We start from the raw sequence: 15,594 nt of genomic DNA on the forward strand, positions 1-15,594 counted from the left end.
CCGGGCCGGCAAGTCCTTGTCGGTCGGTCTCAGTTGAGGAGGTCGGACTGGAGGGTGACGACCTGCTGGAACGGCTGGTCGGCGACGCCGACCGGGTTGGTCATCAGGACGGTCGCCACCACGTCACCCGCGTTCAGGTAGGCGTACCGGCCGATGGGCAGCGAGCCGCCGGTGCCGCGCTGGCCGCTGGACCGCGGGAAGGCGTTCGAGAGGCTGCTGAGGGCCATGTCGGCCGGTGCCACCATCGGCTGCGGGACGGCCTTGGGCAAGCCCATGGTGGTGAGTTCGGTGAAGTACTGGTCGGCTTCCTCCTCCGAACCGAAGCTCTGCAGCCACAGCTCGGTGCGGGTGCCGTCCGCGGCCGTCCAGACCTGGGTGGCGGCGGCGCGGCAGGCGTTCTCGGTGACGATCACCGTGAGGAGGACCGGGTTGGCGTCCAGCTTGGTGAAGTCGCCGCAGGTGGCCCAGTGGGCGGTCGGCTGCGATGCGGCGGGGGCGGAGGACGCGGAGGGGGAGGACGCGGGGGCGGAGGACGGGGAGGACGAGGGGGCGACGGGGAGCGTCGGGGTGACCGCGCCCCTCGGCGGCGGCAGCAGCAGTCGGCGCAGGTCCGCGTAGTGGCGATGCTCCAGAGGGTCGGCGGCGGGCGCCGACCTGCCGGACGGCAGCGGGGGCAGCGTCAGTGGCGCGAACGTGTAGCGGCCGTCGTTCGGCGTGGCCAGGCCCGGGAGGTCGGTGCGCGCGGGGGCGGTCACCGCGAAGGCGGCGGCCGTTCCGCTGCCCGCGAGGAGCAGGACGGCGGCGGCCCAGCGCGCGACTGTAGCGGTGCGCGGGCGGCGGGGGGCGGCGGTAGGGGTCTCGGTGGTCGGGGTCTCGGCTGCCGGGGTCTCCGCTGCCGGGGTCTCGGTGGTGGGGGTCTCGGTGGTGGGGGTCTGGTCACTCATACGGTCGCTCCGGGAAGGGCCAGCCGGTCGAGCTGCTGACGGAAGAGGGACACGGCCTCGGCCTTGGGCAGCGGTGCGACGCCCTCGACGTGCAGCTCGACCAGCAGGTCGCCGACGGCGGCCGTGCAGTCCAGCTCGTCGATGGGCTCCCCCGGATCGGCCGGCGGCAGGAAGCAGTGCGCCTCCGGGTGGCCCGGCACCTCCGGCCCCAGCCGGAACAGGCCCGACTGCGAGCCCAGCGCGCCCTCGAAGGCGCTCTCCGCCTCCACCGACTTCTGGTTGAACTGGCTGAGCCGCAGGTAGAGCGCCATGTCGCCGGTCTCCGAGCGGAAGGTGCGGACGCCCTTCCCCTTCATCTTCAGCCCCTGCAGCACGGCCTTGGCCTTGTCCCGCTCGGTCTTGGGCAGGTCCTTGACACTGTCGTCGAGGTCGGCGGCCAGCTGGTCCGGCGTCAGCTCGGTGTCGTTGCCGTCCGCACCGTCGTCCGGGCCGAGCCGGTAGCCCGCGGGGACGGGGAGCAGCAGGTCGCGCAGCGAGCCGAAGTGGGTGCCGTTCGCCTGCGCGCCGTACGGGTGCGGCTTCGCGGCGGCGGGCGCGACGCCCTGTGCGGCAGAGCCGGCCGCGGGCTGTGGGGCGTCGTCGTACTTCACCCTGATGATGCCGACGCCGATGGCGACCCCCGCGAGGGCGGCGGCGGCCACTGCGGCGCAGACGCGCAGCGCGAGTCCGCGCCCGCGCGCCGGAACCGGCGCTGGGGCCAACTGCTCTGGGGCGTCCGTCTGCTGGGCGGTGTCGTTGTCGAGGTCGTCGCTCATGCCAACTGCTCCCACTGCCGCTGCGCGAGGTCCTTGACCTCGTCCGGGCCGAGCTTGGTCGAGGAGAACTCCTCGACGCTGATCAGGACGTTGCCCCGGCGCGCTCGGGCGAGCGCGTAGTAGTACTGCTCGGTGGTGTCGCTGTAGGTCAGGGGCGTGTCGTCCGCGCCGTAGCCGCCCTCCATGCCGTTGGCGAACGGGCGCGGCACGGTGACGCCCCGACCGGCCACGTCGGTGATCGCCGTGGCCGCGTGGTCCGCGTCGTACTGGGTCAGCTGGACCAGGTACTTGACGTCGCCCTTCTGCCAGGACGTGGCGGCGGTGCGCCGGAACCCCTCGGCCAGTATCAGGTGGAACCGCTGCGCCGAGTTGCCCATGCTGCGGGCCAGGTTGGCGGCGGACTCCCAGCCGTCGCCGTCCGCGAACCCGAAGTCGTCCCAGTCCTGGGCGTCGGCGGGCTTGCCGATCAGCAGCTTGCGCAGGTCGCCGTCGATGGCGAGCGGCTTGGGGGCCGCGTCGGCCGCGGCCCGGTCGTCCAGGACGGTGCTCGGGTAGTGCGGCAGGACGGTGAGTTGGAGCGGGGGCAGCGGGGTCGGCGGACGGCCGGCCTGGACCGCGTAGCCGACGCCGCCCCCGATCACCGGGCCGAGCAGCAGCGCGCCGACCAGCAGGAGCGCGGTGCGGGGGCGGCGACCGCGGGTGGTCGGCGCGGGCGCGGTGTCCGGCGCGCTGTCCGGGGCAGTGTCCGGCGCGAAGTCGGTGCTCACGGAGGGCTCCAGCACAGAAGAAGATGAGGGTGGCGGGGGCGGGCCTTCAACGGCCGTGGGCTCAACCGGCACTGGACAGCCGATCGCGCTGACGCTTCATCGCGTCCGTGAGCAGCGCCTTGTCCGGGTCGCCCTTCACGTCGACGCTCACCTCGTACTCGACGTCGCCGACCGCGGAGACGCCGATCAAGTGGCCCGGGAACGCCTGCTGGTCGGGCTTGAAGAGGAAGCCGCGGCCGCCGCTGTCGCCGTCCAGGTCGAAGCTGTCGCCCGTGGAGAAGCTGGCGTTGGCGGCGAACTGCCGGGCGCTGGAGGCCGAGGAGAAGCGCATCAGCCGCGCCGAGACCTCCATCGAGCCGTCGGCCGTGCGGTACTTGCGGTAGACGCTCTCCTGGTAGCCGTAGGAGTTCAGGACGCTCTTGATGTCCGTGGAGCTGTCGTACTCCTTGGCCAGGTCGTCGGTGGTCAGCGCGGCGCCGTCGGCAGGACCGTAGGACTCGCCGCCGTCGGGGATCGGAACCAGGAAGTAGCGCAGGTCGCCGCCGTGGGTGCTGCCGCTGAGCGTGCCGTGCAGCGTGCTGCTGGGCGACGGGACGAGCGATTGGGAGGGGAGCGGCACCGGCGCCGCACTCGCCGCGGGTCCGGCGGTCGGGGACGCGCTCGCGCTCGCGCCGGGAGCGGCCGGGGCCGTCGCGGCGACCGTGCTGCGGTGGTCCGGCCTGCCGACCAGGACGGTGACGGCCGCGCTGCCCGCGGTGACGGCCAGCAGTCCGGCGGTGGCCAGCGCGACCACCGCCGCCCGCGGCAGCCGACGCGCGGCGGGCGCCTCGACGGGCGCGTCAGCGGGCAGGGCAGCGGGCAGGGCAGGGAGCGGGTCGGGAACGGACGGCTCGGGCACGGACGGCTCGGGCACCGGCGTGGGATCGCCGGCAGGGTCGGGCGCGGACAAGGGACTCCCCCCAGGAGTGAAGAGCGGTGCTCCCCACCGGCACGGCGGAAGCGGCCCGGCCGCCGCTCGGAAATCGGCCGTAGTACCAGTCACCTGGAATTATGAGAGATCCCCGCTCTCGCCAACAAGGCGGCAATCCACTCGACTCCCCCATTGCTTCACCAATCGGACACGACGTAATCGAACCGCAACCGACCCGGCGGCCGGCACGGCCACAACTCCCGCTCCTCGCAACTGATCAAGGGTGGAGACCTCAGCGAGGAGGACCGGAGCATGCTCTCCGGATACGTGAGAGCCGCCAACGGCCAAGCCGGGCGCCTCAGCAGCTTCCTGCACGGGATCGGACACGGAACGACGCCTCCGTATCATGAGTGGCCGCCAGGAGCGTGAACCGCGGGCGCGGGAGAGGACGAACATGACGGGTGAGGACGGCGTTCCGGGCCTGTACGGGGTGTTCGCTCCACTGGCTTCGTTGGAGCAGCTGCGCGCTCGCTGGCTGACCCCCCAGGGTGAGGCGGCGCTGGCAGCGGTGGCCGCCACCGCTCCGTCCGGCGGCCGGTGGGCCGACGCGGTGGCCGAACTGCCCTACGCCGACGAGACCTTTCGGGAGGAGCCGGAACCGGGTTGCCGCGACCTGCGCGGCGCCCCGCTCGACGGGGCGGATCTGCACGGCGCCGACCTGCGCTCGGCGGACCTCTACGGGGCCTCGGTGCGGTCAGCCGTGCTGGCCGGCGCCGACCTGCGCGACGCCCAACTGGACGAGACCGACTTCACGGGATCGGACCTACGTCGAGCCGACCTCTCCGGCGCTGCCGGGAAGGCCGGTTTCGCCGAGTGCCGCTTCGACGGGGCGAAGCTCGTCGGTGCCATGCTGCGGGCGAGCGACTTCCGGCAGGCCAAGCTGATGCGTGCGGACCTGACCGGTGCGAACCTGCTGGGCGCCGCCCTGACGACCGCGGACCTGACAGGGGCGAACCTGTCGGGTGCCCGGCTGGACGACCGCGGATCCGAAGGACCTGGCCCGAGCGAGATGGTGCCGGAAGCCCTCCCGCAGGTGCTGCACGGCTTCGACTTCCCGCCGGCCGTGCGGAAAGTCTTTCGCGCCCGATGGTCCGCTCCCGAGGGCCGCCGCGCTCTCGAGGCGATGCTGGCGTCGGCCCGCGCCGGACAGCGTTCGCAGCCGGAGCCGGAGCCGGAGCCGACCGCGACGGAACCGCCGTTCGTTCAGGAGCACGGCGACCGGCCGGCGCCAGGCGGCCGGGACCTGCGCGGCGCACCACTGGACGGCGTCGACCTCACCGGGGCGAACCTCAGCGGAGCACTTCTCGACGGCGCCACGGCCGTGGCCGCTGTCCTGGCCTGCGCCGATCTGGCCGGCGCACACCTTCTCGACGCCGGCTTCGACCGTGCCGACCTCTGCGGGGCGGACCTGTCCCACTGCCGTGGCCGCATCTCGTTCCGAGGCGCCCTCCTGCGCAATGCCAACCTCCGCGGAGCCGTGCTGCAGGGCTGCGATTTCGAGGGGGCCGACCTGAACGGTGCCGATTTCTCCCAGGCGACACTGCTCTCGTGCCGGGTGACCGAGCAGCAATGGCGAACCGCGACCACCGCCGGGGCGTATGTCGCGCCGAGCGAATGAATGGCGGCGGGGCGAGGGCCGCGGTGGAACTGACGGCCCCTCGGTCGGTGTGATGCGTGATGCGTTACGGTCGGCGTTGCACATATGACCGTACGGGGGAAGTCATGGCGATCGAGCTGCCTGGCGAAGTGGTGACGATGCTCCAGTTCATCGGGGTGAACTGGCCGAACGTGAACGAGGACAAGGTCCGCGAACTGGCCACGCACATCCGCGAGTTCGCGGACAACGTGGACGGGACGCACCAGAAGGCGACCGGCACGGTCAACGCGATGGCCGCCGACTACCAGGGCTCCTCCTACGAGGCGCTGGTGTCGAACTGGGCGCACCTGTCGTCGAGTCACATGACCGACCTGGTCAACGCCTGCCACACGGTGGCGACCGCACTGGACGCGGCGGCCGGGGTGATCGTGACGATGAAGATGCAGGCGATCGGCGAACTCATAGCGCTGGCCGTCACGTTCGCCGCCGACCAGGCAGCGGCGGTGGCCACCTTCGGCCTCGCCGAGGCCGGCATGGCCCTGATCGTCGAAGGCGCGGAGCAGGTCACCGACTACCTGGAACAGCAGCTGGAGCAGTACATCATCGGCCAGGTGATCGAGGCGGCGATCACGCCGCTGGTGGCGGTGGTGGCCAAGGCCGTCAACGGACTGGCGTTCTCGGCGATGGCAGGGATCCTGGGCGTCTCGGGCAGCGCCGGGGCCGGGGGCACGAGCTTCAAAATCAACCCGGCCGCACTGGAAGGCCACTCCGAGACGATGAGCGGACACGCCCAGGAAGTGGCCGGCCACGCCGAGACGCTGCGCGGCAAGCTGGCGGGGGTCGACTTCACATGAGCAACCAGATCGTCAAGGCGCTGGAGGACGGCGCCAAGAAGCTCGGCAAGTCACTCGCCGAAGATGCGGGTAAAACGGTTAAGGACTTCTACCACTCCGCCGGCACGAAGCTGAAGAGCGTCGCGAAGCAGACCGCCGAGACCGACGCCGAGCACGAGGCGGCACTGAAGAAGATCCTTCAGGACGCCAAGCACGACGAACCGCACGAGCCCCACCTGCCCAGCGAGGGCGGGGGTGGCCGAGGCGGCGGCAAGGGCGAGCCCGGTTCGGGCCGCCAGCAGGCAGGGAACCAGCGCGAGGCCGGCCGGCCGAAGGACTCCGTCTGCGAAGGCGGCGAGCCCGTCGACATGGCAACCGGCCGGATGTTCATCGAGCAGACGGACGCGTACCTCCCAGGTGCCTTGGCCCTGCTGTTCAACAGGTCGTTCGAGTCCGGCTACCGGGCCGGGCGCTGGATGGGTCCGCGCTGGGTGTGCACCTTCGACGAGCGGCTGGAGATCGATGCCGAGGGCGTGGTCTACCTCGGCGCGGATCGGATGGTCCAGGCCTATCCGCACCCGGCTCCGGACGAGCCCGTGCAGGCCGGTGCCGGCGCGCGATGGAGTCTCTCGACAGCCGCAGAGACCGGCGACTACCGACTGACGGATCCCGGCACCGGCCTGGTGCGGGAGTTCAGCGTCGTCCCGGGTGGTCATGAGGCGCTGCTGACCGGGCTGCGCGACCGCTCCGGCCACCGCGTCGAGTTCGAGTACGACGCCGACGGCACTCCGGTGAGCATGACCCATTCCGGCGGCTACCGGCTGCTGGTCACGGTCGACGGCGGCCGGATCACCGCCCTGCGCCTGGCCGGTGCGGGTGAGGACGGCCGTGACGCTCTGCTGACCAGGTACGGCTACACCGACGGGCACCTCACCTCGGTCTACAACTCCTCCGGTAAGCCCCTGCGGTTCGCCAACGACACCCAGGGCAGGGTGGTGGCCTGGACCGATCGGAACGGCACCCAGTACCGCTACCGCTACGACCAGTTCGACCGGGTCGTCGAGGAGGGCGGAACCGACGGCTCGCTCAACTTCCGGTTCGAGTACGGCGACCCCGATCCGGACACCGGCCTCAAGGTCCACTCCGAGATCAACGCCTTCGGCCATGCCACCGTCTACCACGTGAACGAGCATGCCCAGGTCGTCTCCCAGACCGATCCGCTGGGGAACACCACGCTCTTCGAGCGGGACGACTACGACCGGCTGCTCTCCCGCACCGACCCGCTCGGCCGCACCACCCGGTTCGCCTACGACGGTGCCGGCGACCTGGTCGCCGTCACCCGCCCCGACGGCGAACAGTCCACAGCGGCCTACGACGGCGCGCTGAGTCAGCCCACCCTGCTCACCAGACCGGGCGGCCGGATCTGGCACCAGACGTACGACGAAGCCGGTCGCCGTACCTCGGTGACCGACCCGACCGGTGGCGTCACGCGCTACGGCTACGACGAGTCCGGGCACCTGGCGTCGGTGACCGACGCCGTGGGCCAGTGCACCTCGGTCCGGTGCAACGCTGCCGGGCTCCCCGTCGAGGTCACCGCCCCCGGCGGCGCCACCAGCAGCTACCGGCGCGACGCCTTCGGCCGAGTCATCGCGGTCACCGACCAACTGGGGGCGGTCACCCGGGTGACCTGGACCACCGAGGGTCGGCTGGCCTCGTTCACGGCCCCGGACGGGACCATCGAGACCTGGAGCTATGACGACGAGGGCAACCTTCTCGTCCACACCGACCAGGCCGGCCAGGTCAGTACCTTCGAGTACACGCCGTTCGAGACCCTGGCCGCCCGCACCGCACCCGACGGCAGCCGGCTCAGCTTCAGCTACGACGCCGACATGCGGCTCACAGCCGTCACCAACGCCCTGGACCAGAGCTGGAGTTACACGTACGACGCGGCCGGCAACCTGGTCCGCGAGACCGACTTCCACGGCCGAAGCGTCGGCTACCAACTGGACGCCGCCGGACAGATCGTCGCGCGGACCAACCCGCTGGGCCAGCGGATCGAGTACGACTACGACCTGCTCGGCCGAGTGGTGGCGAAGAACGTGGCAGGCGAGGTCACCCGCTACGGATACGACGCCGCCGGACACCTGCTCCAGGCCATCAGCCCCGACGCCGAGCTGCACCGGATCGTCGACCCGCTGGGCAACCTGCTGGCCGAGAACGTCAACGGACGCAGCCTCAGCTACACCCGGGACAAGCTCGGCCGCCGCATCGGCTACACCACACCCACGGGCCACACCAGTCTCTGGACCTACGACGAGGCAGGCCGGCGCAGCTCCCTGACCACCTCGGGCGGCCGTCTCGACTTCGCCTACGACGCGGCCGGGCACGAAGCCGAACGCAGCATCGACGGACAGCTCACGCTGGCCAGCACCTGGAGCACTGAACACCGGCTGACCAGCCAGATCCTTCGGACCGACGAGTCGGTGCTGCAGCGTCGCGACTACGCCTACCGTGCCGACGGCGCCCTCCTGGGAGTCGAGGACCAGGTCAGCGGTCCTCGTGCCTTCGAGCTGGATACCGCCGGCCGGGTCACGGCCGTGCAGGCCGCCGGCTGGAGTGAGCGCTACGCCTACGACCCGGCCGGCAACCTCACCGACGCCGACTGGCCCGCCTCTGGCGCCACCAGTGCCGCGCTCGGCACCCGCACCCACACCGGCACCGAGCTCACCACCGCCGGCCGGGTCCGCTACGAGTACGACGCCGCCGGCCGCACCGTTCTCCGCCAGGTCACCAGACTGTCCCGCAAGCCGGACACCTGGCGCTACACCTGGGACGCCGAGGACCGCCTCAGGGAGGTCAGCACGCCCGACGGCACCCGCTGGCGTTATCGGTACGACCCCTTCGGTCGGCGCATCGCCAAGCAGCGCCTGGCCGAGGACGGGATCACGGTAGTCGAGCAGACCGACTTCACCTGGGACGGCGCGACCCTGGCGGAACAGACCACCCACGCCCCCTACCTGCCCGGTCCGCACACCCTCAGCTGGGACTACCGAGGGCTCCACCCCCTGGCCCAGACCGAGACCATCACCACTCCTGGGACGGCCGACGCCCCGCAGGAGCAGATCGACCGCCGGTTCTTCGCCATCGTCACCGACCTGGTCGGCACCCCCACCGAACTCGTGGACGCCGCCGCCGGCACCATCGCCTGGCGCGCCACCCGGACCGTGTGGGGCCACACCACCTGGCCTGCCGCGAGCACCACCTACACCCCGTTGCGCTTCCCCGGCCAGTACTTCGACCCCGAGACCCGCCTGCACTACAACCTGAACCGGTACTACGACCCCGAGACCGCCCGCTACACCACTCCTGACCCGTTGGGCCTCGCCCCGGACCCCAACCCCGACACCTACGTCCACAACCCGTACACCTGGGCGGACCCGCTGGGTCTCGCGCCGGACCCGAACGATGAGCTCAGGAAGGAGCTCATGAACCTCGGGAAGCAGCGGGTCGACAAGGTCGCGGGGGACCTCGGTGACGACGATCCGATCCCCGGCGCCTACTCGGTGGGCAAGGACCGCACCACCGGTAGGATCTACTACGGGGAAAGCGGCGCGGCAACCGGCCATGACAAGACCGTGGCCGACGCCATGCCGACGGAATCGCACCACCCGTCAGGCCGGCCACCCGGCTGCTGCGGTGAGCCGAGGATGTTCACCAACGCGATCAAGGACGGCGCGGATCCGAAGAACATCGACGTGGTGACCGTGAACCCGAAGGGGAAGAAGTTCAAGATGTGCTCGAACTGCCAGACATGGGTACCCGGCTTCGGGGGAGAGGTGCTGACGGGATGAGCGACACCGCCGGACGCCCGGTCCTTGAAGAGCTGCGCGCCACGCTCATCGGAGCGACTCGCTTCGAGGTCGGCCCGCTGGACGTCGAGGACGCCTGCCGGCAGTACGTCGAGGAAGGCTACGAGGTCACCGCCCAGCTGCGCGAGTTTCTGGCGAACTACGCCGAGCTCACCGTTGCCTGGCGGTTCAGGGACTGGGAGGAGGAGGTCTCGACCGCGGTCGAGAAAGCGCTCGACGCGCCCACCAGGAACGTGCGCCACTACGCCAAGCGGATCGGCCAGCCGGTCCTCCCGATCGGTGCCGCGTTCTCCACCGACGAGGTCCTGCTGCTGGCCGAGAACGGGGACATCCTGCTCGGCGGAGACGCCGGGATCCAGCGGGTGGCACATGGCTTCGAGAATGCGGTCCGCTCCATTGTCACGGGCGACTGGGACAAGACGTTCTTCTGAACCGGAAGGCCGGCAGGACACGTAGGGCCGCGATAGGTGAACAGCCATGTCACGCGGCGCATCGCGCTCGCGTACGGCGATCCGCAGGCCCCTCGCAGAAGCTTCACCCTCACGGCCAACGGTCTGCAACGCCCTGTTCGCTCCCGAGGACGAATTCCGGTTCCGGCTCGTCGCGTCTGTTCACCGGTGCCGAGATCGGTTTCGCGCAAACGGCCCTGGGGGTCCAGCACCACCGTCTCGAAGCGGTCACTCACGCGGCGCACGCGTAGGGTCGGGGGTATGCGTCTGAGCACAGTGATTCTGCCGATCCACCGGTGGGCCGAGGGACAGAAGGTGTGGCAGCGGGCCGAGGAGCTCGGGTTCCATGCCGCGTACACGTATGACCACCTCTCCTGGCGGTCCTTCCGGGAGGAAGCCTGGTTCGGGGCGTTGCCGACGCTGACCGCGGCCGCGACGGTGACCGAGCGGATCCGGCTGGGCACGCTCGTCACCTCGCCGAACTTCCGCCATCCGGTGACGCTGGCCAAGGAGCTGCTCTCGCTCGACGACATCTCCGGCGGTCGGCTGACGGTGGGGATCGGGGCCGGCGGGGACGGGTTCGACGCGACCGTGCAGGGGCAGGAGGCGTGGACGCCGAAGGAGCGGGCGGACCGGTTCGGGGAGTTCCTGCCGCTGCTGGACAGGCTGCTGACCGAGGACGCCACGACCGACGAGGGCCGCTACTACTCGGCCGTCGAGGCGCGGAACATCCCCGGCTGCGTGCAGCGGCCGAGGGTGCCGTTCTACGTCGCGGCCACCGGCCCGCGCGGGCTGCGGCTGGCGGCCGAGTACGGGCAGGGCTGGGTGACGTACGGGGATGCGCGCGGTCCGGCGGACGTGCCGGTCGAGCAGGCGCCGGCGGTGATCGCCGGACAGTTGGCCAAGCTCACCGCCGCCTGCGAGGCGCAGGGCCGGGACGTGAACGAGCTGGAGAAGATGCTCCTGCAGGGCTCGACGGCCGAGCGGCCGCTCGCCTCGCTGGACGCCTTCGTCCACTGGGCCGGCACCTACCGGGAGTTGGGCATCACCGAGCTGGTGATCCACTGGCCGGTGCCCGACTCGATCTTCGAGAACGACCTCGCGGTCTTCGAGCGGATCGCCACCGAGGGCCTGGCCCAACTGGGTTGAGGCCCACAGCGACGCAGCCCGGTCGAGTGGACTCGACCGGGCTGCTGCTTGACGGGGGTGAGCGCTACGACTTGGCGAAGTAGCCGTAGAGGTCGACGACTGCCTGGCTGTGGCCGGCGAAGCTGTAGAGGTCGACCTCGCTGTTCTGGCCGACGGGGACGGTGACCTGGTTGGGGATCGTCTCGCCGGCGGTGAAGTTGAGGTTGCTGGTGCCCGGTACGGCGATGCCATGGGGGTAGAGGGTGAAGTAGCCCGGGGTGTCGGACTCGGTCGTGGTGACGTTCAGGACGGCTGCGTCGGCGGGGGCGCCGCCGTAGCCCGAGACGCCGACGCTGACGGACTGGCCGGCGGCGATACCGGGGCCGCCGCGGGTGTCGAGCAGGCGGGTCGGGTCGAGCGGGTGGTAGAGGTCCGCGCCGTCGGGGGCGTAGTAGCCGAACAGGTCGAGCACCGCGTGGGTGTCGCCGGTGTGGTTGTAGATCGTCACCTTGCCGTCCGGGCCGATCGGGACGATCACCTGGTTGGCGATCGTGGTGCCGGCCAGGAAGTTCAGGTTGGAGGTGGTGGGCTTGGCGCTGCCGCTGGGGAAGGCCGTCAGGAACCCGCCCGTGCTGGGGGCGGTGGCGGTCAGGTTGAGGACGGCCGCGGTGGCGTCGGTGGGGACGCCGTGCTGACCGGCGACCTGGACGGAGACCGTGCTGTCGGGGCCGATCGGGAGGCCGCCGGCGTCGGAGCGGGTGTCCAGCAGCCGCACGGGGGTCTGCGCGGTGAACCGGCCGGTGCTCTGCGGGCTGTAGTAGCCGAAGAGGTCGGCGACGACGTCGAAGTTGTCGGTGTTGGTCCACAGGTAGACCGAGCCGTCCTGGTCGACCGGCGCGGTGACGAGGTTGGGGACAGTCTGGCCCGCGGTGAAGTTCAGGTTGGAACTGGTTGGCGGGAGGAGGTCGTCGGGCTTGGCCGCGAGGTAGCCCTCGGTGGCGGGGTTCACCACCGTGAGGTTGAGGACGACCGCGGTGGTACCCCGCGGAATCGCGGCACCGGCTCCGCCGAGCTTGAGTACCTTCTCGCCGTAGCCCGCGAAGTGGGAGCCGAAGTTCCAGGAGCGACCGGTCGCGCTGTCGCGGGTGTCCAGGACACGCGTGGGGGCGAGCTGGGTGAAGCCGGCGAGCCCGTACTGGACGTGCACCTCGTTGCCGGCGGGCCCCGCGGGGAGCACGCGGGTGTAGCCGCTCGGATCGCTCACCGTGACCGTCGGGGTGTAGTAGCCGGCGTCGGTGTAGACGTGCTGGATGGTCGGCGTGCTGCTGGAGACCGGCGCACTGCCGTCGTGGAAGTCGACCGTGTAGGTGAGCGGCTCCGGCCACATCGTCCAGAGGCCGACGGTCTCGGTGACCGTCAGCGGAGCCGACCCCTGGGCGGTGCTCAGAGCGAGGGTCTTCGGGTAGAACGACTGCAAGTCGAACGCGCCGCGGTCCCGGGTGCCGTCACCGGTACCCGTGTTGGGCACGTTCGGGTCGTCGACCGGCTTGCGTCCGAGAATGTCGGTGGCGAGCAGACCGGGGGCGTTGGCGTCCGCCGAGTCGATCACGGGGGAGCCGGGGCCCGGTGCACCGGTGCCGTCCGGGCCGCTCAGCTTCGGGTCGGTGTTGAGGTCGTGGGCCGCCGCACCGGTCGCGCCGTGCAGGTCGGCGGCGGTGGCGTAGGCGGTTTTGCCCCACTTGTACGCCGTGGCGCCTGCGGAGGCGTCGACCAGGTTGTAGTCGTAGGTCGTGGTCGGTGCCGACAGAGCCGCCAGCTGGATCTCGTCGCCGCCCTGGGCGACGCCGTAGGTGACGTTGTTCTCGATCACCGTTCCGGTCGAGGCCCCAGCCACCGCGATGCTCTCGCCGGAGCTGTAGCCGATCGTGTTGTTGGTGATCAGCGTGCCCTGAGTCGAGGCGACGTAGACGCCGGGTCCCCCGGTCTGGAACATCTCGTTCTCGGTGATGTCGGTGCCCTGGTCGCCCGGGCTGACGACGATCCCACTGTGGCCGACACCGTTGAACCAGTTGCGGCTCACGGTCACGGCCGAGTTGCCGCCGTTCACATAGACGCCGGGCCAGCCCACGTCGAACGTACCGGTGTGGTCCAGGTGGTTCTGGTCGATGCTGACCCGCGTCGAGGTGGAGATCGTGACGGCGGAGGCCAGCAGGTCGTGGAAGGTCAGGCCGGTGATGCTCACGTCGTGAACGCCCGTCAGGAAGAAGCCCGCGTTTTGGGCTTCGTCATGCGCCGACCCGTCATCGGTGATCACCACTCCCGACACGCCGTTCGCGCTGGTCCCGGGCGCTGCGGTGAAGACGATCGGCTGCCCGGGACTCCCGGAGTGGGTGACCTGGACATTCTCCTCGTAGCTGCCGGGGCTGATCAGGACGGTCTGCCCCGGCTGGGCGACGTCGGCCGCCTGCTGGATGGTGCAGTAGGGATCGGCCTGCGTTCCTGCGGTCGGGCCGGACGTGGAGCAGAGGCGGCTGTCGTCGTTCACGTACAGGGTGGTCGCGTCGGCCGCTGCCGGCAGGGTCGGCAGGCCGACTCCCAGCACGGTGACGGCGGCGACCAGCGGGCCTGCGAGGTTGCCCAGGCGCATGGCGGTTGTTCCCCCAACAAGATGAAAGGCGCTCAGCTGCGGTGCCAGCAGCACCGAGAGCGCGATCACCCAGTATTCCAGCGGCCGAAGTGATGGGAACGGACGGGCGAGTCATGCTTGTTCCAAGCTTTCGGGCAGCCTGCGCAGCGCGGCGTCCGCGGCCTCTGCTATCAATGGGCCGGTCCGCGATCGCGGACAACGCCCGGCCGGTCGAAGGCCGGAGAAGTCCTTGGGGGAGAGAGACATGTCTGACAGACAGTCGAGACCACAGCAGAGGCTGCGCCGCTGGGTGGCGGTCGCCGCGGTGACCATGGCGATGGTGGCCTCGGGCAGCACCGCCGCGACGGCAGCGACGGGGGCGCCGACTCCGAGCGCGCCGAAGCCCGTCAGCGCGCCGAAGGCGGTCACCGCGCCGAAGGCCGCCACCGCCAAGCCGCACCTCGCGCTGCCCGAACAGCAGGACCTGTCGGGCGCGTTCGTGCCCGCCGGCCCGACCCGGCTGCTCGACACCCGGGACGGCACCGGGACGCACGGCGTCGCCAAGCCGGTGGGCCGTAACCCGCTGCTGCTCGACGTCTCGCAGGTCACCGGCAACCCGTCGATCACGCCGACCGCCGTCGTGCTGAACGTGACCGTCACCAACCCCACCTCCGACGGGTTCCTGACGGTCTACCCGTACGGCGGCACCGTCCCCGGGACGTCGAACCTGAACTTCACCGGCGGCCAGACCGTCGCGAACCTGGTCACCGTCCCCGTCGGCACCAACGGCCTGATCGGCATCGCCAACTTCGCCGGCACCGCCGACGTCGTCGCCGACCTCGCCGGCTACTACACCCTCGACAAGGCCGCCGCCACCTACGTCGCCGACGGCCCCACCCGCGTCCTGGACACCCGCGACGGCACCGGCACCGGCGGCAAGGCGGCCGCGATCGGCACCGGCAAGAGCATCGGCCTCCAGGTCGCGGGCATCGCCGGCGTCCCCGCCACCGGCGTCACCGCCGTCACCCTCAACGTCACGGCCACGAACACCAGCAGCCAGGGCTTCCTGACCGTCTACCCCGACGGCAAGGACGTCCCCACCGCGTCGAACCTCAACTTCCTCGCCGGACAGACCGTCCCCAACCTGGTCACCGTCCCCGTCGGAGCCGACGGCAAGGTCGACTTCTACAACTTCGCCGGCACCACCGACGTCGTCGCGGACCTGGCCGGCTACTACCTCGCCGGCGCACCCCAGAGCGGCGGCGTCTTCCGCACCCTGGACGCCCCCACCCGCCTCCTCGACACCCGCGACGGCACCGGGATCGGCGGCAAGGCGGCTGCGATCGGCACCGGCAAGAGCATCGGCCTCCAGGTCGCGGGCAACTCGGGTGTTCCGGCCAGCGGCGTCACCGCCGTCGTCCTCAACGTGACGGTCACCGACACCAGCAGCCAGGGCTTCCTGACCGTCTACCCCGACGGCAAGAACGTCCCCACCGCCTCCAACCTCAACTTCCTCGCCGGACAGACCGTCCCCAACCTGGTCACCGTCCCCGTCGGAGCCGACGGCAAGGTCGACTTCTACAACTTCGCCGGCAC

10 protein-coding genes and 1 pseudogene are annotated in these 15,594 nt (G+C 70.9%); 6 read left to right on the plus strand and 5 right to left on the minus strand.

Annotation, left to right across the window (positions count from 1 at the left end):
* Positions 1 to 29: 29 nt before the first annotated feature.
* The 4 genes from P3T37_RS33835 to P3T37_RS33850 all read right to left on the minus strand — a co-directional run bounded on the left by P3T37_RS33835 (position 30) and on the right by P3T37_RS33850 (position 3,475).
* Positions 30 to 944, minus strand: a complete 915-nt coding sequence (locus tag P3T37_RS33835; protein ID WP_280727774.1) for a hypothetical protein — start codon at positions 942 to 944, stop codon at positions 30 to 32.
* Entirely contained in the window at positions 941 to 1,759 is an 819-nt protein-coding gene (locus tag P3T37_RS33840; protein ID WP_280727775.1) for a hypothetical protein, read from the minus strand. Before P3T37_RS33840 ends, P3T37_RS33835 begins: the two co-directional genes overlap by 4 nt.
* Complete coding sequence (locus P3T37_RS33845; protein ID WP_280727776.1) at positions 1,756 to 2,526, minus strand: hypothetical protein; 771 nt, start codon at positions 2,524 to 2,526, stop codon at positions 1,756 to 1,758. Before P3T37_RS33845 ends, P3T37_RS33840 begins: the two co-directional genes overlap by 4 nt.
* 61 nt (positions 2,527 to 2,587) lie before the next feature.
* Positions 2,588 to 3,475 (minus strand): hypothetical protein, encoded by an 888-nt coding sequence (locus P3T37_RS33850; protein ID WP_280727777.1) that lies wholly within the window; start codon positions 3,473 to 3,475, stop codon positions 2,588 to 2,590.
* A gap of 571 nt (positions 3,476 to 4,046) precedes the next feature.
* On the opposite strand from P3T37_RS33850, the gene P3T37_RS33855 reads away from it, so the two are divergent.
* The 5 genes from P3T37_RS33855 to P3T37_RS33875 all read left to right on the plus strand — a co-directional run bounded on the left by P3T37_RS33855 (position 4,047) and on the right by P3T37_RS33875 (position 11,393).
* On the plus strand, positions 4,047 to 5,114 hold the full coding sequence (locus tag P3T37_RS33855; RefSeq protein WP_280727778.1) for a pentapeptide repeat-containing protein: 1,068 nt from the start codon (positions 4,047 to 4,049) through the stop codon (positions 5,112 to 5,114).
* 104 nt (positions 5,115 to 5,218) lie between these two features.
* A complete protein-coding gene (locus P3T37_RS33860; protein WP_280727779.1) occupies positions 5,219 to 5,947 on the plus strand; it encodes a WXG100 family type VII secretion target in 729 nt (242 codons plus the stop codon).
* Complete coding sequence (locus tag P3T37_RS33865) at positions 5,944 to 9,777, plus strand: RHS repeat-associated core domain-containing protein (protein ID WP_280727780.1); 3,834 nt, start codon at positions 5,944 to 5,946, stop codon at positions 9,775 to 9,777. The genes P3T37_RS33860 and P3T37_RS33865 overlap by 4 nt, the downstream gene beginning before the upstream one ends.
* Positions 9,774 to 10,226 carry an SUKH-3 domain-containing protein gene (locus P3T37_RS33870; protein WP_280727781.1) on the plus strand — a complete coding sequence of 151 codons (453 nt, stop codon included), beginning with the start codon at positions 9,774 to 9,776 and terminating at the stop codon, positions 10,224 to 10,226. Before P3T37_RS33865 ends, P3T37_RS33870 begins: the two co-directional genes overlap by 4 nt.
* 279 nt (positions 10,227 to 10,505) lie before the next feature.
* Positions 10,506 to 11,393 carry an LLM class flavin-dependent oxidoreductase gene (locus P3T37_RS33875; RefSeq protein ID WP_280727782.1) on the plus strand — a complete coding sequence of 296 codons (888 nt, stop codon included), beginning with the start codon at positions 10,506 to 10,508 and terminating at the stop codon, positions 11,391 to 11,393.
* 64 nt (positions 11,394 to 11,457) lie between these two features.
* Here the strand turns inward: P3T37_RS33875 and P3T37_RS33880 are convergent, their stop codons facing one another.
* Complete coding sequence (locus tag P3T37_RS33880; RefSeq protein ID WP_280727783.1) at positions 11,458 to 14,088, minus strand: right-handed parallel beta-helix repeat-containing protein; 2,631 nt, start codon at positions 14,086 to 14,088, stop codon at positions 11,458 to 11,460.
* A gap of 175 nt (positions 14,089 to 14,263) precedes the next feature.
* Between P3T37_RS33880 and P3T37_RS33885 the strand changes: the two are divergent.
* Positions 14,264 to 15,594, plus strand: a pseudogene (locus tag P3T37_RS33885) (hypothetical protein); the annotation flags it as partial.

The organism is Kitasatospora sp. MAA4 (assembly GCF_029893355.1).
In the GTDB taxonomy this organism is placed as follows: Bacteria; Actinomycetota; Actinomycetes; order Streptomycetales; family Streptomycetaceae; genus Kitasatospora.